This is a genomic window from Acidithiobacillus ferridurans (genome assembly GCF_003966655.1).
Taxonomy (GTDB): domain Bacteria; phylum Pseudomonadota; class Gammaproteobacteria; order Acidithiobacillales; family Acidithiobacillaceae; genus Acidithiobacillus; species Acidithiobacillus ferridurans.
On the sequence record NZ_AP018795.1, the window covers coordinates 2413270 to 2433083 of the forward strand.

Genomic DNA, 19814 nt, shown 5'->3' on the forward strand with positions numbered 1-19814 from the left:
GCGGAAGCAATCCACACCATCAAAAACATGTTTTAATAATCTAATTTTATTAACAGTACGATTGTTTCACCTCTAGATATTATCCCGGCTTTCACCCGCCATGGCCAGCAATTCGGCCAGCAGCAAGCCATTTTCCATATCCAGCAGCTTTCCCTGTTCCATGGCTCCATCTGCATCCCCAGCATCAAAGTGCAACTTGGCCACACGGGCGACCTGATGAAGGTGTTCGTGGCGAGTGAGGAGACGCATAAATTGGGGTGTCGCACCAAAACGTTGTTTTCCCTCCCCACGCAACCACAGACCCAGATGACAATACTCCTCGGCATCCTTTTCAATAACATGGGCGGGAAATGGGTTTTCCTGGCGCAGTGCGCCGATGAATTTCTGTACGCGCAGGATGTGCCCCTCCAGGATGGGCGACAGGATATTCAGGGGATGCAAGGAATCTTTCGTCCGTGGAGCCGGGCGAAAATGGGCTACCCAAGCAGGAACGTCCTCTGCCGGAATCGGTTTGGAGAAAAAATACCCTTGCAGGTGGTTACAGCCCGTCTTCACCAACAAGTCGACATGATCTGCCGTTTCTACCCCTTCCGCGATCACGTTCATACCCAGCATGCGGCTGGCCGTGATGACCGCTGTAACGATAGCGAGATCCTTGGGGTCATCGATCACATCTCGCACGAAACTCTGGTCGATCTTGATGGAATCGGCAGGGAGCTGTTGGAGGTAAGTCAGAGAGGCGTTGCCCGTACCGAAGTCGTCGAGGGCAACGCGTACTCCCAAGCGATGGCAGGCGACCAGGAGTCTTTGCGCTTCTGGCATATCTCGCAAAGGAGCCGACTCGGTGATTTCGATCTCGACCAGCTCCGGCCGCAGGCCAGGGTACTTGGCCAACATCTCCTGGAGATCCTCCAGGAACCGGGCATCCAGCAGGTGACGGGTGCTGATATTGACCGACACACGCAGTGGATGGCCCGCCTCTTGCCAGAGGGCTGCCTGATGCAACGCCGCGTTCAGGACAAAGCGACCGATGGAGCGCGCGAGGCGGGGATGGTCCAGGGCAGAGAAAAAGGCTGCAGGTGGAAGCAAGCCTCTCTCCGGGTGTTGCAGGCGGATGAGGGCCTCCACCCCTATCACCGCTCCGGCGCTGGACACGACCGGTTGGTAGTACAGCACCAGACGGTTTTCCTGCAACGCTTGTTCGAGCAGGGCACGCGTCCCCGCTTCAGTCTGCATGGCCTCATCCAGGGCTAAGCTATGCAGTTGAAACTGATCCCGGCCCGCGTCCTTGGCGGCATAGAGCGCCATATCGGCGTGCCGGATTAGGGTGCTGGCATCACTGTCATCCAGTGGGAAAAGGGTGATACCCAGGCTGCCGGTAACGCTGGCCGCTTCACCATCGATTTCCAGCGGCTCACGGAGGGCGGCGAGTAATCGTTCGCTGACACCGTCTAGATCGTCGAGGCGCTCCAGGTCTGGCAATATCAGGCCGAACTCGTCGCCACCCAGACGAGCAAGGATGTCTCCTGCCCGTAACTGCACCTGCAGCCTTTGCACCACGGCTTGCAGCACCTGATCTCCAGCACCATGCCCCAAGCGGTCATTCACCTGCTTGAAGCCGTCCAAATCCAGAATCGCTACCCCCAGAAGCCGCTCGTGGCGCAGTGTTTGGTTTCTAGCGTTCTCCAGGAAGTCCATGAAGAGGAAGCGGTTGGGCAGGGCGGTAAGGGGATCGCGCAAAAATTGATTGCGTAGCAGAAATACCAGTTCCCCAAGATGGGCAAAGGCATTGAGGTATGCCGATCCAACCCGTTGGAAATAACCCTTTTCGCGCACGCCGATCAGGCCTGCGCCACGCAAATCCTCTGTCCCGAAAGGAAAGATGCCGATTTCCTCTACTTGGTTGCGCAAGGCCTTGATCCATTCCGGTGCTTGCGGATCATCCACGGCTTGGATGATGCTCTGCCCACTTCCCAACGCTTTCCAGCAGGGATCTCCGGTGCTCTTCTGGAGCTGTAGCCCTGGCGACAGAAGCCCGGCCTGGTGCTCCAAGGTTAAGGTCTCTCCCATGACGTCGCTCACCATGTAACCGGCCAGACGTACGCTGCCGCTCTTGGCCGGCAAGTCGTCGCAGATTTGCTGCAGCAAGTCTTCCGGCCGCAAAGACACCTTGCCGCGAGGGGCGGCAAGGACGCTCATCAGCACATTAGACAAGGCCAACCTCTCGGAATCGGTCTCGCGGGAGGCGTGGGCGTAGCCCTCGAGCTGAAACATGAGGTCACCGACCAGCAGACGGAACAGGGCGTCCCGCAGCAAATCCCGGTCACTCTCGGGAACCTGCACCTGAAGTATTTTTTGCCAATGGCGCCAGTAGAGAATATAGGCGCCGGCGATCCAGGAGGGTCCGATGCCGAGGTGGTGGTGCAGAGCCCCGATTTTGCGCATGGACTCCCGCCACGGCCTATCCAGGCGGCTGACCAGAAGGCCTTTAGCGTGTTCCGTTTGCTTCTGGATCAGAGCGTCCAGACGCGCGCTGGAGAAATCCCGGAATACGGCGGCGGTGGCGGGATGACTGAGCAGATAATCGTAAAAAGCGTGGGCAAGCGCCGATGCTTCTTTATCCAAGGCATCGTGATAACGGTCGATGACCTGAAAGTCAGAATCCTGCAGGCCAAGAAACGCGGGTAGAGTGCCACTATTGTCAATAATCATTCATGTACTCTTATATAATGTTTATTAGGGGCTGATGTTCCTCTGCTTTTTTCAATCGATCAAGATCACTTCAACGTCATGCGGACAAGAAAAATATAGTATGGACTGGCCCGCCCTGTGAAAAAACTCGAAACCGGCCTTTTTGAGAGGGCAACCAGCCACGGGCGCCATGACTAACAATCAACAGGTTGCCGTTCTCGAAAATCACTCTTGATTGAGATTCTCGATTTTACCTGCCTGATGACGGGTTTTGAGAGGACGTGACCATTCGCGCTTTTTCGTTACGCTGTAACAGCTTTTTACAGAACACCTGATTGCCCATCCAATTGTCCATCATGCAACAATATCAAAATAATCAATTGTTTTAGTGAATTAATGAATGCCGCAAACTGGCAAATGCCCACATGTTGCCCAAGTGGCCTCTTCTAGGCGTCAGTTTCCGTAACTAACTGCATCCTTCCGGCCTCATACAGGGCCTGCAACTCGGCGCGCACCACGTTGAGTTCCATATCAATCGAGGCAATAGGGGCGCCGCGCTGTTCGCGCCGCTGAAGCAGGATGTGGCGATCTTCTGGAGTTGGGCAATTCGGGTTTGGCGGTAGCTTTCGTTCATGATGCTTCTCCTGTGGTGGCGGTCATGATCTGTAAGGTGCCGGTGATTTTTATCGGGCATGCTGACGCCTGGATAACCTGAGCCCGCTTGAGGAAAGGCATATTCCGAAGAATTGCGCTTTCATTCAGCTTACGGTCAGTAAACAGGTCAAAATCGACGGATTGCCTGTGCCCAAGCTGTAACGCGATGGCGGGTCCGCTGAATATTAATACCACCCCTTTTCGCGCATCAGAGGGTCAACCGGCCCGCGCCCAATCCTTATCGAACTGCGTTTGCAGCTTGCCGATGTCTGACCCGTTGAGCAGCAGGCCCATTTCCCGGTTATTGTCCAGGCTGGTCTGGGTGAAATTTTCGGAGCCGATGAAGGCCAGCGACTTGCCCGCGATCATCTTGGCGTGCATGTACAAGGGCTTTTTCGATAGCAAACGTACGCGACAGCCATGCTCCCGCAAGAAAGCCACAGCCCGCTTATCCTTCGCATTGATGCTGGCCGGCAGGATCATCCGGAGATTCCGGCCCTTCGCCGCCAGGGCATCCAGAATGGGTGCGTATGGCCCTAATTCCTCGCTCTCTACGTCGATGGGACCGGGCTGGTCGATCACTTGCAGCAGTTGCGCCGCAGACGTCCCCGGAGAAAGAACCAGCACCCGATGCGCGTAAGCGGGTGCGCGTTGATTGCCGCCCTGCGCCGCAGTCCAGTCCGCATTGAACACCGCGTTGACCGCCTGAACCACGGTCGCGTTGCGTGTGACATCGACATACTCCCGGTTCCTGCGAATTCTTATTCCAAAATAGTACATAATTCGCTTGTGAGTAGTTATAACATATTGAAAACAATATTATAATATATATATTTGCACTATGTATTTTTACATAGTTTATCGCCATTCCGCACCACCCTCCGCCACACAAAAGGATAAAGGTAGAGGATGGCCGCCCCCAACAGAATATCTGATATCGCTGTACCGATTGTAATATCCTGGTATCGAAAATGTAGAGGCGCGGACGATATTCCCATCCTTGTCCATGACAGGTACGCAGCGAAAGCGGTCGTTCGTATGGAATCAGGCCCCTACAATTAACGTTACGTGCCTTGGATTTGCATTCTACGTATGGTGATAGTTTTAAAGAATATAACCGAAATCGCCTACCCATTCACCTTTCCGGTAATCTAGACTGAGCCAGCGTGGTATAAAAGCGTCCGTCCGTTTTAGTGGGAACGTTTGCAGATCCTGAACAGGCTGATCGGTAATTGAACATGTTTTAGAACCAACAGCGCGGAACCACACCTGAACAGAGGATATGTGAGCGTCCAGCAGTAGAGAATCTTGATGTGGAGAAGGTATGAAATATGTTTTTTTGCGAATCAGACAGCTAAATAATAGCTCTAAATAAACACAGAGAGGTTCTTCTCGATGATCGAGCGCTTGCCTAGCTAGTGGAGTAATTCGCAATTCAATTGTATGAGTATTATGCATGAGTAGTCTCCCATTTGGACGGATATACGGGCTTTTCGTTAGCTTCATGTAGCGCAGTTAAATTCCAGGTTTTCCAATATTTTTGACAACGTTACCATTGGCCGCAGTGATCAAAAAGCCTCTACAGCAAGGCCTGCGTCTTGAAAACATACTGTTCGTCTGGCCGGCAATCCATATATCCTAGCAGCCTTATGGTAGGTAGTTCTAATGGGCTATTAGCAGCGTAACCGGTCATTGGACAACTACTCAGTATAATCGACCGGTCGTGCTGCTCGCAGCAGAGTGTCGCGATTAAATGTTGCCACCTAGTCAATTTCCGAAACTGTTGTGATAATACTGAGCGGCAAGCTGGCTTACCAACGTCCAAGGGTTTTCATGTTTTTTTGCCGAACGACAAGGGCATGGAATAATTTAGCATAATCTCATCCTCTCCTGGATCTTCCTGTTTCGTGTAGGCATTAGAGATGTGGGCAATTTTCAGTCCGAAACGCGACTTATTAGCAAACTGATAGTCTAGACTCAACTCCAATCGGAACTGGAAAGTACCATCCAGGTATTTACCTCGGCCCTGATGATATCCGCCCATAGCGAGAGCTGGTGTCAACACCCAATGGCTCCATGCAATATCCGAGTAAAATCCGGTATATCCCATGAATCCACCATCAGTATTGGCAACAATTCCATAAAGTGCACCGACACCGAACAGCTTGGCGGCTGTCTGGTATTCTAGATCAATCTCCGGCAACGTCGCGTTACCGCGATGCCCAGGACCCGGAACCACTCCAGCAGCGTTAAAGGCTCCGACGCCGACATTAAAATACGCGGGGCCGCCCTGAATCACATGCAAGCCTTCACCCATTGCCCATGCTTGTCCAGCAACCATAAGCATGAGCGCACCAATGCCTAGAACGGCTAACCGTGTTTTTTTACGTAACACATGCTTTCCTTAATCAATCTCTTCTTTTACATAGCGTGTGCAAGAAATGATAATATTTTAGTCAGTTCCGACGCTTTGTCATAGTCCTTCATATAGACGTCCTCGTACTTCACGGTGCGCCAGGGCCTCTCCACTCCACAAACATGTTGTCCAAGTCCCCTAGCCATGCCATCCATACTAATCCGTACACCATGCGCATGAAGCGCGCGCATAAAGGCCTCGAAGGAGGCATTGCAGGGCCTCTTCCAGATAGACCACACAACGAACACCGCCACCGAGGTGTTACTGTCCCACCAGCTCTGTTTAAGCAGAAAACTATTGAGCTGCTAATTTTCTGTACAGCACTTTCTGTGTCGAGTTGAGTAGTGAATAAGCTTTAAGGTGGTACGGCACCATTTCCCATGCTAATCTGGTTTGTGCCTTTCCAATCGCATCAATGTCTCTTTTTATCTTTAACAACGAGGGCTGCACAACAGACGCGTCTAATGCGTACTGTTTGTAGGCTTTGCGCAACGCACTATTATCAGCAAATGTGCTTTTTGCCATACTCACATGCAGAGGCTTCTCCTGTTGAATCTGTGCAACCGTCAAATGTAGCTGTTTAGCATGGTGTAGAATCCAGTATGGTCCGGGATGATACCGCTTAAAAATAGAAAAGAAATCGAACGAGTGCTCCCCGAAGTATTTCACCTCTTGCTTTAATTTTACAGCGCTCATGGGGGATGTCTGCACCCTTGATGCAGCATAAGCTGGTACTGCACCAATCAGCAGCAGAGCAGCGCCAACATAAGAAACTAGTCTATATGGTTTCATCACAGCATTATCCTCCGAAAAACTACTTCATGAAATAGTCGACAGTGACTAACAACAACAAATGGTACAACAGTCTACATTTACTCATGCATTCAACTTCACGAGCATGTATCACTAACAGATTTTCTAATACTTTTTGACAATGTTACCAGAAGTATGCCAGAAAGCATCGTAGCTCCGGCCAAAATTAGCCGTATAGTTATTTGTTCGCCCAGCAACGGAACCGCGCTGATAACGACAATCACGGGGACCAGCATTTGTATGACGGCACTTGTGACTCCAGTTAGCTCCTTTATTAAGATATACCAAAGCACATAAATTAACGCTGAGGTTATGGCACCAATAAGCATAGAGTAATAGACACCTTCAATGCTTATATGGATGACTTCATGATGCCAATGTTCTATCACTGCATAGATCGCCAGGAGGATAATAGCCGCCAGCCCGGAATATGTAAAATTAGCAGTTGTAGTGGCCAAATCATCCACAGAACTTTTGCCCAGTATCGAATATCCCGCCCATGCGGCACCCGCTCCTAACATCAATCCTATCCCCAAAAGCTTAGGAACATGTGATATGCCACCCACCAACACCCATAACCCTATCAGGGTTATCCCGCTGCCAGTCCATTGCAGTTTGGACAACCGGTGGCCACCTCGAATCTCCCATGCCAGCATGGTCGCCTGAATGGCAAAAAATAAAAAAAGGGTTCCAGTAGCTGCCCCAAGCTGCTCATATCCGTATGCAAATGCCAATGCATAGAAAAACAACATGAACGGCATCAGCAAATGATGCAATTTCGGCCTTGTCTTGGTCACCGCCATCAGCACGATCAAGATCACCGCTCCGCTCGTCAGGCGAATTGTAGTAAATGGAAGCGGTCCAATTAAATGTCCTCCCAAGGCGGCTCTTGCCAGCAGACTATTTCCAGCCATACCAAAGAGCACTATCAGAGTCAGTAAGATTATGCGCACACGTGACATATCATGATTTTCCTTGAACACCTTTACCCCAGAGAATTTGGCTAAATGCTGACTCTAACGCATCGTGACCAGTTCTTCCGCGCTGGTTGGGTGAATAGCCACGGTGTCATCGAAATGGCTTTTACAAGCACCCATCTTTACAGCAACGGCAAAGCCTTGAAGCATCTCTTCGGCGCCATCACCGATGATATGAAGTCCGACAATCTTCTCCTCAGCACCGACGGTGACGAGTTTCATGCCCGTTTGTACGGGATTTTCGGCAAAAGCATACGCCATAGATCGGAAACGAGTGCTATAGACCTTGACCGCATTATCCCCATGGATATCCCGAGCCTCCATTTCAGTAAGGCCGATCGTTCCAATGGGTGGATGACTGAAAACCACTGTGGGAATATTGTCATACGAGAGATGCCGGTCAGCCATGCCTCCAAAGAGGCGATCCGCCAGTCGCCGACCGGCCGCAATGGCTACGGGGGTAAGAGCTGGGCCATCGGTGATGTCACCAATAGCAAAAATATGAGATTGATTGCTGGTTTGGTATGCATCTGTGATGATGTGGCCGTGCTGATCTCTGACGACATCAGCACGCTCTAGCCCTAGGTTGTCCGTGTTTGGCCTCCGTCCGATAGACCAAAGTACGGTATCGAAACCGTTGATCTTCTGCCCACCCTCCAGGGTGAGGGTAAGCGACTGTCCGTCTCGGTGCAGGCTGGCTACCTTTTGGCGGGTGAGAATATCAACACCAGAGGCGATCATTTCTTTCATGAGTATTTCCCGGAGCATGACGTCAAAACTATCCAGAAAATGGTCTCGTCGTAGCAGAAGGGTGACCTCGCTGCCGAGATGGCGCAGCAGGCCAGCCAACTCCACCGCTATGTAGCCTCCGCCTACTACGGCAATCCGGCGGGGCTGGGTCTCCAGCGCAAAAAAATCGTCAGAACTGATACCTAGCTCTGCTCCTGGGATGGCAGGCCACATCGGGCGGCCACCGGTGGCAATGACGATTTTGTCCGCGCGGATCATATGGCCATCCACATCAATCTGACGGGCGTCCACAAAGCGGGCATACCCGTGGATAAGCGTCACCCCATTGTCAGCAAGGCCCGTGCTATAACGCGCATTGAGATGACTGACAAAGGCGTCACGGGCGGTCTTAAGGGCAGCCCAATCAAAAGTAGAATCATGAATATTAAAGGCTTGATCACGAGCCCTTTGTAAATGCTCTGCAAATCCTGCTGCATACCACAAAATCTTTTTTGGCACGCATCCAACATTGACGCAGGTTCCGCCTATTCTGCCTTTTTCCACAAGCGCAACCTTTGCACCATGAAGTGCGGCTCGATTTGCCGTGGCAATGCCACCGCTTCCACCACCAATGACGAGCAGGTCATAATTGTAATCCATCGAGTCGCCTCTCTCAAATTGTCCTCAACAGCGCATTGCTGACCAGGCAGGTCAGCCTATCCGGAAAAGGTTCAGATGATCAGTCCTTTTTAAGGGATGAAGAAACCTTGAATGCATTAAACAGCACATCTGTAGCCGCATGACGCGCACCTGCAGCCAAGGCATCGTAGATATCGCGGTCCGTCCATCCTGCCTTGTGAAGCGCCGCAATATCCTTTTCACTGATGTTCTCTGGATCATCAATCGCCCGGAGAATAAAAAGCATCAAAGTTTTTTCATGTTCCGGGAGAGGGATCATCTCAGGATGGATCAGAGATTGACGTAGATCTTCCTGATTGATACCCGCATTGACCAACGCTGCTTCATTAAAACCGATACAAAAGGTATTTCTATTTCTACCGGATACCAAATAACGCAGCATGGATATGAATGTTGGGTTGAGCGTAGGATGGGATGCCATATAGGCCATAGTGGCCATCTGGCCCTCGAATAATTCTGGGCTTACACTGAATAGATGAAATGCCTCTGGGACATATCCTATAGCATCCTCGATCTGCTGATAACAATTGGCAATTTTCCCTTCTGCTTCAGATGGAAGCACCGTTTTTAACAAAGCCATATAACACCTCCTATTTAATTACACTAAAACAAACAACAAGCCAGAGTGCGGTAAAACCATCTCGAACGATGTCAATTTTATGACACTCTGATAATACAATAGTATGATAGCCACGGCGCAGTTTTTGAAGGTGAAACTTGTGTCGGGTTGTAATGCATTTCGCGGTGCAAGATTAATACTGGACATCTCGAAAATGTTGCTCCTTCATGCCAGGAGCAACATTACTCATCCTGGCGCACCTTAGCCAAAAGATCGTAGTACCATAAATCCGCTGTGAACAACCAGAAACGAGCACTTCACAAGGTCATATCAGAGTCGCTGAAAGATTACCTCTACGGGCGTCGGCTGACTGATTGTATTATGTACCGGTGATACCCTTTTGACATATTCGATCAGATCCAAGAGGTCGCTATCAGGAGACGCACTTTTTAGGTGACAGTACACAGAAATGTCGTTAAATCCCGGTCGAACCGATTCAGAAAGACCCATAAAGCCTTGCAAGTCGATCTCTCCACTGATTTCTATCTTCAGTTCATCCAAGGATATTCCACGTGCGGCAGCGTTATAGACCAATCCCACGGTTATACAAGCGGCCAGCCCAGTTAAAAGGAGTTCTACGGGATTCGCTCCCTTGTTCGTTCCCATCAGAGCTTTCGGCTCATCACTTTCTATGATAAATGGCGTACTTCTGGAGTGGTCTTCCTGTCCTAATCCATAAAAACCCTGAACATGCGTCTGCGCATGTGCTCCAGATATCCATTGCGTAGTAGTTCTAAATTGACACTTGGCTAGCGCTGTATTGTCTTTTACTGCCTGTACAGTTTTTCCCAGTTGATTAATATCTACGCCATTAAGTGCTGTGTTATTAACCATTTTTCATCTCCTCTATGCAATGATTAAAAACGCAAAACTTTTTTTGCGTTAAAAGCCATCTAGCAAAGGTATGCAAACTCCATCCACGTGCAAATGCAAGTTCTTTTTTGCTCACGGCCTGCCTCCACCAGAGCCCAGTCCCATTTTGTCACGTAAATCAACCAGACTACAGCTGGTTTTTCGTGTTGCCTGACATTCATTGGTACCAGGAATAAAGTCAAATGAGCATTGTTTTTTTTGTAACTCTAGCCAGTCTTCAGAAGGATACTTACCCTCAGGAAGATTAGGCGGAAAATAAACGCATGAAGTACACAGTGGATCACTAGCAGTGCTTTCTTGATTCATGTATGACATCTCCTCTGATCGGAATTATGAGGCAGGCTGGAGAAGACCTTCTGTATCCATAGCAGCCCGTACAGCCGGACGTTCAAATACTCGTCCCTGATACCCCTTCAGCACCGGCCAGCGGTCTATTTCAATGCCCACATGCTTACCCCAGTTCAACACGGTAAAAAGATAAGCATCAGCAACAGTGAACTCGGGACCCATCAACCAAATTTTGCCTTCTAACTGATGGCTGACTGTGTTCAGGCGGCGTTCGAGTTGGGCCGCAACTATTGTTTTCCATTCCGCAGGCGCATGGGTATTGAATAATGGTGAAAAACCCTTATGTAGCTCCGTAGAAATAAAATTAAGCCATTGCATGAGTTGGTAACGTTCAATGGTTCCAGCGGGCGGTGCAAGCTTTTTCTCAGGCACCTGATCAGCCAGGTACTGGATAATGGCAGGCCCTTCGGTCAGAATATAACCATTATCGAGTACTAATGCGGGGACGTAGCCGTTGGGATTAACGCTTAGATAGTCGGTGCCGATTGCTGTTTTCTTGGTGGCGAAATCCACCTTTTCCGTATTAAAACTGAATCCCCCTTCATGGAGAATGATATGTGGAGAAAGGGAACAAGCGCCGGGGCTATAATACAATTTCATGGTAAACTATCTCCTGAAGAAACGAGTAACATAGGACAACCCAAAAGCTCAGCTACACCATCAACCTGCGCCGTGCTACTGAAGCAGCGATGTAATATTAATACTCTCTACAAGATAGCCTGTATAGTATACACTTTTTTGTTATATACACACTTATTTCTCAGTAAGTAACTTTATTGTAAGTAAGGTTTAATACTTAATGGCGATGGCTGATTATTTTAGAACAAAGTAGCAGATTAGTTTTGCCTATCAACTGCCTAAAATAATTTGACAAGCCATACCAGATCAGCTATTTTTTTGAATCGAACTCTATAATCAGGAGGTTGCACTTATGTCCACAATGAAACCCGCAGATCTCGTTATCATCCTCATCACTGGACCGGAAAATCCCAAACGTTTGCCGTCCGCCTTTTTTCTTGCAGCGACGGCAGCGGCATCTGAGCAGGATGTGATCATGTACTTTACAGGACCTGCAACAGAATTATTGGCTAAAGGTAAAGCCGAGACTATCTTTCCAATGACGGGCGGGAAAAGTGTTGCTGACTTTATGAAGTTGGCCGAAGACAATGGGGTGCGAATCATCGGCTGCCTCCAGTCCCTTGAGCTCAATGGTATGACGACTGGAGACTTGGCAAAGGATCTGCCTCTTTTAACGCCTAGTGCCGCATTGCCCGCATTGGGTGCTGCTGGACGTGTTTTTACTTGGTAACAGATAGATCTCTCCATTCTAAACTGCAACCATTAACCTTAAATTTAATCACTGGTTGCACAAGGGGTAATCAGTGATTAAACAATGTATTTCATCACAAGAAACAATATTCAGCACTTACTCTGGCTTCAGTTTGTTTGGCGTTTTTTTTGCGCCACGCTCCCGTGTGTAGGTTTTGAAAAGAATGTTTTTGTAATCGTATTTAATGACAATCGTTTCTCTCTATTCCATGGGAAGAGAGATACTAATCGAGCCATTGCGCAATATCCGAATATTTCCTGTGCCCAGGTTCCAATAGTAGGTATCCAGTATATAAATTGCATAGGCTGCGGTAGCGCTATCAGCAGAAGTATAAGATAGCTGAACCTTACCTGAACAGGAAAAGCTATAATACTTTTCTTTCGAATGGCAAAGTGGATGGTCTGTATAATGGTAAGCCCAATAGCCAGATAAAAGCCCATCTTGTATCCTGCTATACCCGCAGTAAGAAAACATGCAGTTATAAACCAATATTGCCATGCAAGTTCTTTGTAATCAATCATAAACATGTAAAGCCTCCTGTGAGGATAAAATACCACCTAACCTACTTCAACTGTTGGTGATCCATACTTAATCGGCACTTGCTGCGATGTTTATGCGTATTTTTCCCATCATTTCACCAGAAGCGTCACTTTTTATCCATAAACCACCTTTGGTCTTACGGCAGCATGCATTGCATGCTCATTCAACTTTGTGCAAATTTGACGTAAATGGCTTTTGGTTGACCACAAGGATAATGAACCCTATTATGCTTTATGTGAAGTAGACACCAATTTCATATCTACGATCTAAAATATAGTTAGTTACTTTCTGGTAACGTTTGTACAGTGATGCACAACCGCGAGAGGGACCTATGGAAATCGAAAATGAGCCGTGTGCTGTTGATATAACATTGAAAGCCATTGGTGGACGTTGGAAGGTGCTCATTTTACAGGAACTATTTAAAGGAACCAGGCGGTTTTCACAGCTTCATCGTGGAATCCCAGGTATTACCCAGAAAATGCTTACTCAACAGCTGCGTGAGATGGAGAAACACTGCATTATCAGTAGATTGGTTTACGCTGAGATCCCACCTAAGGTTGAATACTCTCTTACCCCTTTAGGTGAAAGCTTGTGGCCGGTATTGCTGGCAATGCATGAATGGGGTGTGCAACAGCAGATGATTGACAGATATAGTGCTGCGGCTCTCATGACGACTCCGTTGTAGGCGTTGTACGCAAGTTGTCATTGCCATATTTCAGTTGATTGTCAGAACGAAAGTCCGCCGGATTGCCTCTAGGTTTAGTTTCTTCCCAATGGCTGCTTTCAGTCTGGACCGGCCGTTGGAATGAGGATCACACTTGATCTCTCACTCCTTAGAAATCAGAAAGCCAGAGTTTCCCTTGCGCGTTAGGATGTCATTCCAAGTATCTTACGGATGGCAGTCACATATCCCACGTCATACAGTGTTCGACCGGTTCGGTTCGTGATCTCTCCATGTGAGCCTTCCCTCCATTCTTCCTGGTCAAGGAACTCCTTCGAGATTGCCTGTTCGAGAGACTCACGCTCGCTTTCTGTCAGTTGGGCCTTGGCTTCCAAAATGGCTACGGGAGGCGAGTGTGTTACAATCGTAGCACCGAGCGGCCGTTGGTCTATTGTTATCTGCATTCGCGACTTTAGCAGATTTACTTTGGCAAGAAGATCATCACGCTCGGCTATTGTGGACTGCATCAATGAACGTATCGCAGGATCCTCGATGCGCATGAGATATTGGTGACTGGATAATTTCTTGGGCTCCTTTGGAGCCTTCACAGACATCGTTCCTGAAAACGCCGCCCAAGCCGTTATTAGAGTGACGTAATCCTTGGATGCGGCGTTGTACAGCACTCGTGCTTTGAAAAGGCCGCGGGCCTCGCAAATGCGACCTATTGACGATAATCCAAAGTTAAGCAGGGATGCGGACTGTGTCTGGTGCTGGTATTGATTCCGGCATATCTCTTGAAGCGATTTCAAGGTGGCGGCCTTGTTCGAGCGTGGACCTTTGGCCAACAACGCTTCAAGAACTTCGTCAGGGTGGATGTCTGTTTTATGCATTTTCGTAGCCGAATTGTAGAGGTGCAGGCAACGACTGTAGGGTATCGGTGAGTAAATGTTGGATGTCGATACCTATAAACTGGGCAAGGCTCTCACCGGCATCCATGAGACTGCACACTTTGCGCATCCCAAGGAGCGGGTTCGTGTTAGTTTTAGCAGACAGGCGCCGCATGAATGCATTCCCCGCTTTGAGTTGATCTGCTTCATTAAGTTGTAGGAAGAACGGCGGCAAATGGTCGCGTGCCAATGCCGCGTCAAGCAGTTGGCTGCGCCTGAAAACGGCCTTGCCCGGATCCAAATCCGGGTAGATTTCTACGTTCTGGCAGACGTCAGAAAGTTGCAAGAGTTCAGAATCCACTTCCTCAAACGCAATCTGCACATCCATTGCCGAACCCGCAGCGATGAGCGATGTCTTATTGTTGTCATTGTTGACAGGCAGGGCATTACATCGCTGAATAATCTGCCAACAGGCTGCCATATCCTCCGCAAGACTATTAAACCGCTGCAACGTAGATTCCCAGATTCGCTCTGCCGTACGCAATTCCTGTGTTCTAGTAAAAACTTCACCAGAATTTTCAACATCTGCCTTTTTCCTTTTGATATCATGCAATATGGCATCTTGTTTTATGGCACCATTCCTGACCTCATCGAATTGGTAGCAAATGTTGCCCAAGTGCGCCGCGAGTGCTGGTATATAATGCGGTTCGGTAACAAACCATCGGCACCGGATGCAATTTCTTATCCCACCTGGTACTGGATTGTGGGTCCGCTGGTCGGCATCAGGATTGAAGGCAATGCCTCCGTTATAACATCCACCAACCCTAAATCCACCCCTGTTTGACGATGAATCGACTTCCGATGTATTCCCTCCAACGAGACACAAGCCATGGTGCATAAGCATCCAGCCGGCCGGATTGCGGTTGGCTGGATGCTCCGGAACAAGGGTTATAAGGGTCTCGGTGCTATTCCAGATAGCTCGCGTCGTAAGAATTTCATGTTTTTCATTGGCAAGGAATGAAACAATGCTTTCTTCCTTCAAAGCGTCAACACGCGACACGGCATCTATCAATGCGTCCTGCATGTACTTAAATCCCGGTTTTGTATAGTAAATGGTCATAATCAGTCGACTATGCCCCACCAACTTCACGAGAAGATGGAATGGTAAACTACCATCTATCGCTAGTGCCGTGATAAGAGATACGCGCAGACTATGCAGCGGAAACAAGGCTAGAGGTGAGCTTCCCGGTTTAGTAACCAATACAATCGGTGACCCATCTGGATGGGTAGTCCCATGTCTAGATAACCTGTTCTGCATTTCTTGCAGTAGCTTCGCCCATGCAACCCTCATTATGCCATCGGTTATCGGAAGATGGGCTTCACCATACTTTTTTCGTTCGGCAGAACGGAATATGAAATAAGTATCCGGATAAGATGCCAACTGCATATCGCTCTTGGGTTCTCCAATACATTTTTGAGGAAGGCTACGCCAAGACGTTGGGTGTATAATTGGATTGTATTTTTCCTGCCAGTTTCGTATTTTTTCTAGCCAATAATGAGGTTGGTCTTGGAGGTCTCCAATGGTTGGCCAAGGAAATTCGTAACCTTTCTGTACGCCGGACTTAAGAATATCCGCAGTTTTGTTGGTATTGATATACAGCGTTGTTAGCAGTTCTTCCTGACCAATCGGTTCCGTTCGACGTAATACTCCCTGCCTTACAGGGTTACGTTTGGTGCCCATAGCCAATGGGGTGGTGTTTTCAATCCACGCTCCAGCAACATATCGCCATGTGTCTGCTTCACCTGAATCCAGCATGCGAACCTGAAATGTCCGTGGTGGCAATTGAAGCTTTATCAGCAGTGCAACCCACCTGACAGGGCTCCACATTTCCAAGATTGGTTTTACGTTGTGATCAATTGACCTGCGAATACGCCACACACAATCAGGATCATCTTTGTCGATTTGATCTTCTGTTGTAGAGAACCAGTCATTGGACATACGTTTATCGGGCTCGCCGATTCTTTTTGCTCCAAGTGCGTTTTGTGCCCAAGTCCAATCCTTAAAGGATGGACCTTGGGCGAGCAGCTTCTTTAAATCAACGATATATCCGTATGGTAATGGAGTATTGACAGTTTCATAATGGATAGGGAATCCGTTGGTAGTGATTCTCCGCACTGGATTACGAAATGCTGGTAAAATTATGGGTTTTCCATTGTCATCTCTGTAGCTATAATATTGTAGTAGTACCCAATCAATAAAGTCATGTATCCGATTGTTGTAAGCCACCCCACCACCTGATTGTGGGCAAGCAGTAGAAAAGAATTCCGGTACTATACTGTCATGTCTTAATATGGCTTCTGGTTCATAAGGAAGTCCTTTCTTCTGTAAATAATTGGAAAAAAATACAGTTAATGCGGCCATCCTTAACCCAATGCCTCTTTGCTCACCCTTAAGCCATTCAACGCCAAGTTTTTGCCACCGGATAAATTGTTGATACTCCCGGATCACCCAAGTCAGCTCAAAATCTACACGCTTATTGGGAAATGATGGTTTCAGCGCTTTACCCGCAGATTCAGCAGCCTTAAACACGGACCAAACGGTTTTTGGTTTTAGATTTAACTGTCTACCTACTGCCGTGTACTTAATCCCACTTTCAATGAGTCCTATGATTTCTTCCTTAATTTCTTCAGAGATTTTTTCATAAGAACGACTATGTCCTATATCCTTCTTCTGCCAAGCACTGATTAATGACTTCTCAATACCCATCTCTCGACTTACTGAGGCTGCTGTTTGTCCATTTTTTATTTTCTGTAACACATCCTGTGTTAAACTTTTCGGGTAGTATTTAGTGGTTTTACCTATATGTTTAGTTATTCGGCAGACAGTTGTAGTGCCGATCCCAAGTTTTTCTGCTACACCCCGTTTTGTATACCCACTGTTAACCAGCTTGATGGCCTTCTGACGTAATTCTTCGTTAATTCTCTTTGCCATAGATCTCCTATAACCCAATTTCGTACTGCAACGAAGACCTAGTTCCTTGCATGCGCCCACTAGCATCTCGCAAAGCTATCAGTGTTTCTCTCATGGTTGCTTGCGTGTAAACGATTTGGCTTTCCTCGGAAGCGTGATGCATGCAACGTTGGATCAGCAGCGTATCCAGTCCGCCATTTTTGAGCCGCCGTCCATATGCATGACGATGCCCGTGGGGGGTCGTACCGGCTTGCTTCCGAACAGTAAGCCCTAGACGTTCAACCGCAGCACCGTGCGCTTTAGTAAACTTGTCGATGGTGTACATGGATCCCCGTGGCTCCCGGTAGAGATTTACGAATGCGAAAGGATGGTTACGGTCAAGACACGCCACCTGTTCCAGGTATCTCAGCCAGAGATCCTTGAACCATTCTCCAAACCACGGCTGAAACCAATAGATAGTCATGTAAAATTTATTATCAAGGCGAGGATTTTTCCATCCTGCCCCTTGGCTACCCAATATTTCCGTCCGTGGAGCCAATGCATATTTTTTAGCTAGGTACTGAGCTCGATTACTTGTACGGCCCTTATTGGTCTGGTCCGTCCAATCGCTTGGCGCATATCCTTGATGGGGATGATGGACAAGAACTGTGGCGGATTTGTTATTCTCAGGGGAAGGAAATACGTCTTGGAGGTAGAGATGAAAAGGTTCACTCACCCGCAATCCGCCTCCATGCAGTAGTAGTGTGATCAACATGCCCCGATAATCGTGTTTGCCAGCCACCTTGAACCCTCTGAGTAAAAACTCCTCGAAGCGATTATCAGGAAAAGCTGGTGGCTCACTTTTGGCCACGCGCGGCATCATTTTAGGGCGTGTTCTGTACCCTGTTTGATACGGGCCAGGGTTTGCAGCCCATCCATGGCCAAGGAAAGCCTTCTCGCGGCGGTAAAGGTAAGCTATTTCATCCATTTTTCGGTCAAAAGCGTCCCCAGCGTATCTCGGATTGATGTTTTCTGCTTCTGGCCGCATTTCACCTAGCCAACCAAAAAGTTCAGACAACCGATGTATGATTTCGCCTGCATTATTAATCGAATAGGGCTGCCAGCAAAGGTTGCTAGGATCCAACCCAGTAGTGAGGTCGAAGGTCCCTGAATACAGTCGCTGGGCAAAGTTCTGGAAAAGACGATAGGAATTTGGTTCTTCTGGATTAGCGTTGACATATCGAAGGAACAAAGTAACAGCCAGCACAACCTTTTTCATCCAGGAAAGGCTGCGATTGTGGCTACGTGCAAGGCAGTAATCCAACAAAGGCCCCAAGACACCTTCAGGCGTCAGCAATACAGGGAGTTCCATGACCGCCCCAGTAGTATCAGTCACTATCTTGGCATTTACGCTGACGAAGGTCATCGCTTTCATGTAAGGCGTCTAAAACGATATTCATTCCTCATGGACATCAAACACATCAGAACCACCCCCAAGCATAACATGTACTATGTAGAATAAGATGAATGACGGTGAAGGGCAAGCAAGCATGCTTCATACCTCCCATCGGGCTTCTCACTTATTGAAATCTCTCTTCTATGTATATTTTCTTGGGGGGATAAGGTGGAAAGCCGACCAGTCGAAATTTGCCGTGCCAATCTCGACCTCATGCCCATTGGCACAATACTTACAGTGGAAAAACGAGTAGTCATTGCCGTGGCTGGTGAAGCGCGGCGGGGCCACCTTCCACCGTGCGCCGGTCGCGGCAATGGTCCGTTCCTCCCGGCGCACCTGCCAGGGCTTCATGCCGTAGGGCTTGCCCTCGATGATGACGCGCACATCCACCCCACGACGGTGAGCCGCAGCGAGGGCGCGAAGGATTTTGCGGTCGGACAGATAATACACGCCTACGTCCAGTTCACGGCGGGACGAATGGATGACCTGGATAATGGGCGCTGGACCTGCCTGTGGTTCGATAGAAAGCATATTTTTCCTTCTCAGGCCAGACTTGGTGTCTGGGTTGGTATTTTCCGGGATTTCCGGACCTCTATTTTGACCTGTGGCTTACTGGGCACCCTGCATTCCGGAACAGGGTCTTCTGGCAATGCCAGGTCGCGCGGATAATGAAACCCACTTCCGCCCGTTCCGGCTGCCATGGACGTCTCGGCACCACCACAGGATTTTACGATGTTCTGTTTAATTTCTCGTATAGACCCATCGGGTTGCGTGGCGTCCTGAATCGGTGCCTGTTCTTTTTTTGGCTGCCGCCGCACCCCATACTGGGGTGCATGGAAAATTTTGCTGATACCCAATTTACAGCCCTTTGCGGTATTTCAACCGCACGTCCTGGCACTGGGGACAAACGTAAATGTCGACTTCCAGCTTTTTCTCAAAGGCTTCTTCGCCGTCGGTAGCCACCTGACCGCCCAGGAAAGCAGCGCCCGCCCCCAACATGCCGGTCAGTCCACCCATACGCAGGCCGTGTGGGCCCTGGTAGGCCATATTGGTTCCGCAGGTGCAGATGACCTGCTGGACGTTTGCGTGATCATTGTGTTCGCCAAATCCAAACATAACTATTCTCCTTTAGGTTTAGGCCAACATGAGACCGTAAAACAACCTCAAGCGT

The 19814-nt window shown here is 48.8% G+C and carries 17 protein-coding genes and 2 pseudogenes; 2 read left to right on the forward strand and 17 right to left on the reverse strand.

From position 1 onward, the window contains the following. Positions 1-72 precede the first annotated feature (72 nt). From AFERRID_RS12445 to gstA, 11 genes and pseudogenes are all read right to left on the reverse strand, one after another. A complete protein-coding gene (locus AFERRID_RS12445; RefSeq protein WP_126605332.1) occupies positions 73-2712 on the reverse strand; it encodes an EAL domain-containing protein in 2640 nt (879 codons plus the stop codon). A gap of 849 nt (positions 2713-3561) precedes the next feature. Further along, positions 3562-4098 (reverse strand): annotated as a pseudogene (locus tag AFERRID_RS12455) (phospholipase D-like domain-containing protein); the annotation flags it as partial. 1078 nt (positions 4099-5176) lie between these two features. Further along, positions 5177-5740 (reverse strand): acyloxyacyl hydrolase, encoded by a 564-nt coding sequence (locus tag AFERRID_RS12460; protein ID WP_232027575.1) that lies wholly within the window; start codon positions 5738-5740, stop codon positions 5177-5179. A gap of 315 nt (positions 5741-6055) precedes the next feature. Then, positions 6056-6553, reverse strand: coding sequence for a hypothetical protein (locus AFERRID_RS12465; RefSeq protein ID WP_126605333.1), 498 nt, complete (start codon positions 6551-6553; stop codon positions 6056-6058). 98 nt (positions 6554-6651) lie between these two features. Further along, positions 6652-7557, reverse strand: coding sequence for a DMT family transporter (locus AFERRID_RS12470; protein ID WP_126605334.1), 906 nt, complete (start codon positions 7555-7557; stop codon positions 6652-6654). Positions 7558-7590: 33 nt separating this feature from the next. Beyond that, on the reverse strand, positions 7591-8940 hold the full coding sequence (gene gorA / locus AFERRID_RS12475; protein WP_126605335.1) for a glutathione-disulfide reductase: 1350 nt from the start codon (positions 8938-8940) through the stop codon (positions 7591-7593). Between the two features lie 79 nt (positions 8941-9019). Beyond that, positions 9020-9559, reverse strand: a complete 540-nt coding sequence (locus AFERRID_RS12480; protein ID WP_126605336.1) for a carboxymuconolactone decarboxylase family protein — start codon at positions 9557-9559, stop codon at positions 9020-9022. 309 nt (positions 9560-9868) lie between these two features. Next, a complete protein-coding gene (locus AFERRID_RS15755) occupies positions 9869-10432 on the reverse strand; it encodes an OsmC family protein (RefSeq protein ID WP_126605337.1) in 564 nt (187 codons plus the stop codon). Further along, positions 10425-10547, reverse strand: coding sequence for a hypothetical protein (locus AFERRID_RS16035; protein WP_264318087.1), 123 nt, complete (start codon positions 10545-10547; stop codon positions 10425-10427). The genes AFERRID_RS15755 and AFERRID_RS16035 overlap by 8 nt, the downstream gene beginning before the upstream one ends. Beyond that, entirely contained in the window at positions 10544-10777 is a 234-nt protein-coding gene (locus AFERRID_RS12490) for a hypothetical protein (protein WP_126605338.1), read from the reverse strand. Before AFERRID_RS12490 ends, AFERRID_RS16035 begins: the two co-directional genes overlap by 4 nt. A 24-nt stretch (positions 10778-10801) precedes the next feature. Continuing rightward, positions 10802-11419 (reverse strand): glutathione transferase GstA, encoded by a 618-nt coding sequence (gene gstA, locus AFERRID_RS12495; RefSeq protein WP_126605339.1) that lies wholly within the window; start codon positions 11417-11419, stop codon positions 10802-10804. Between the two features lie 331 nt (positions 11420-11750). Between gstA and AFERRID_RS12500 the strand changes: the two genes are divergently transcribed. Next, positions 11751-12128 carry a DsrE family protein gene (locus AFERRID_RS12500; RefSeq protein WP_172959373.1) on the forward strand — a complete coding sequence of 126 codons (378 nt, stop codon included), beginning with the start codon at positions 11751-11753 and terminating at the stop codon, positions 12126-12128. A 128-nt stretch (positions 12129-12256) separates the two neighbouring features. Here the strand turns inward: AFERRID_RS12500 and AFERRID_RS12505 are convergent, their stop codons facing one another. Next, positions 12257-12676 (reverse strand): hypothetical protein, encoded by a 420-nt coding sequence (locus AFERRID_RS12505; RefSeq protein WP_126605340.1) that lies wholly within the window; start codon positions 12674-12676, stop codon positions 12257-12259. A 344-nt stretch (positions 12677-13020) separates the two neighbouring features. On the opposite strand from AFERRID_RS12505, the gene AFERRID_RS12510 reads away from it, so the two are divergent. Beyond that, on the forward strand, positions 13021-13374 hold the full coding sequence (locus AFERRID_RS12510) for a winged helix-turn-helix transcriptional regulator (protein ID WP_126605341.1): 354 nt from the start codon (positions 13021-13023) through the stop codon (positions 13372-13374). Between the two features lie 182 nt (positions 13375-13556). On the opposite strand, the gene gmtX is transcribed toward AFERRID_RS12510, so the two are convergent. The 5 genes and pseudogenes from gmtX to AFERRID_RS12535 all read right to left on the reverse strand — a co-directional run bounded on the left by gmtX (position 13557) and on the right by AFERRID_RS12535 (position 19759). After that, positions 13557-14240: a gamma-mobile-trio protein GmtX gene (gene gmtX / locus AFERRID_RS12515; protein ID WP_126605342.1), complete on the reverse strand. Its 684-nt coding sequence runs from the start codon at positions 14238-14240 to the stop codon at positions 13557-13559. After that, a complete protein-coding gene (gene gmtZ / locus AFERRID_RS12520; protein ID WP_172959374.1) occupies positions 14233-17229 on the reverse strand; it encodes a gamma-mobile-trio integrase GmtZ in 2997 nt (998 codons plus the stop codon). The genes gmtX and gmtZ overlap by 8 nt, the downstream gene beginning before the upstream one ends. A gap of 7 nt (positions 17230-17236) precedes the next feature. Further along, the gene (gmtY, locus tag AFERRID_RS12525; protein WP_226833053.1) at positions 17237-18622 is read right to left on the reverse strand and encodes a gamma-mobile-trio recombinase GmtY; all 1386 of its coding nucleotides are present in this window, start codon (positions 18620-18622) and stop codon (positions 17237-17239) included. 189 nt (positions 18623-18811) lie between these two features. After that, positions 18812-19174, reverse strand: a pseudogene (locus AFERRID_RS12530) (phospholipase D-like domain-containing protein); the annotation flags it as partial. A 327-nt stretch (positions 19175-19501) separates the two neighbouring features. Next, positions 19502-19759 (reverse strand): hypothetical protein, encoded by a 258-nt coding sequence (locus AFERRID_RS12535; protein ID WP_012607192.1) that lies wholly within the window; start codon positions 19757-19759, stop codon positions 19502-19504. Positions 19760-19814: the final 55 nt, after the last annotated feature.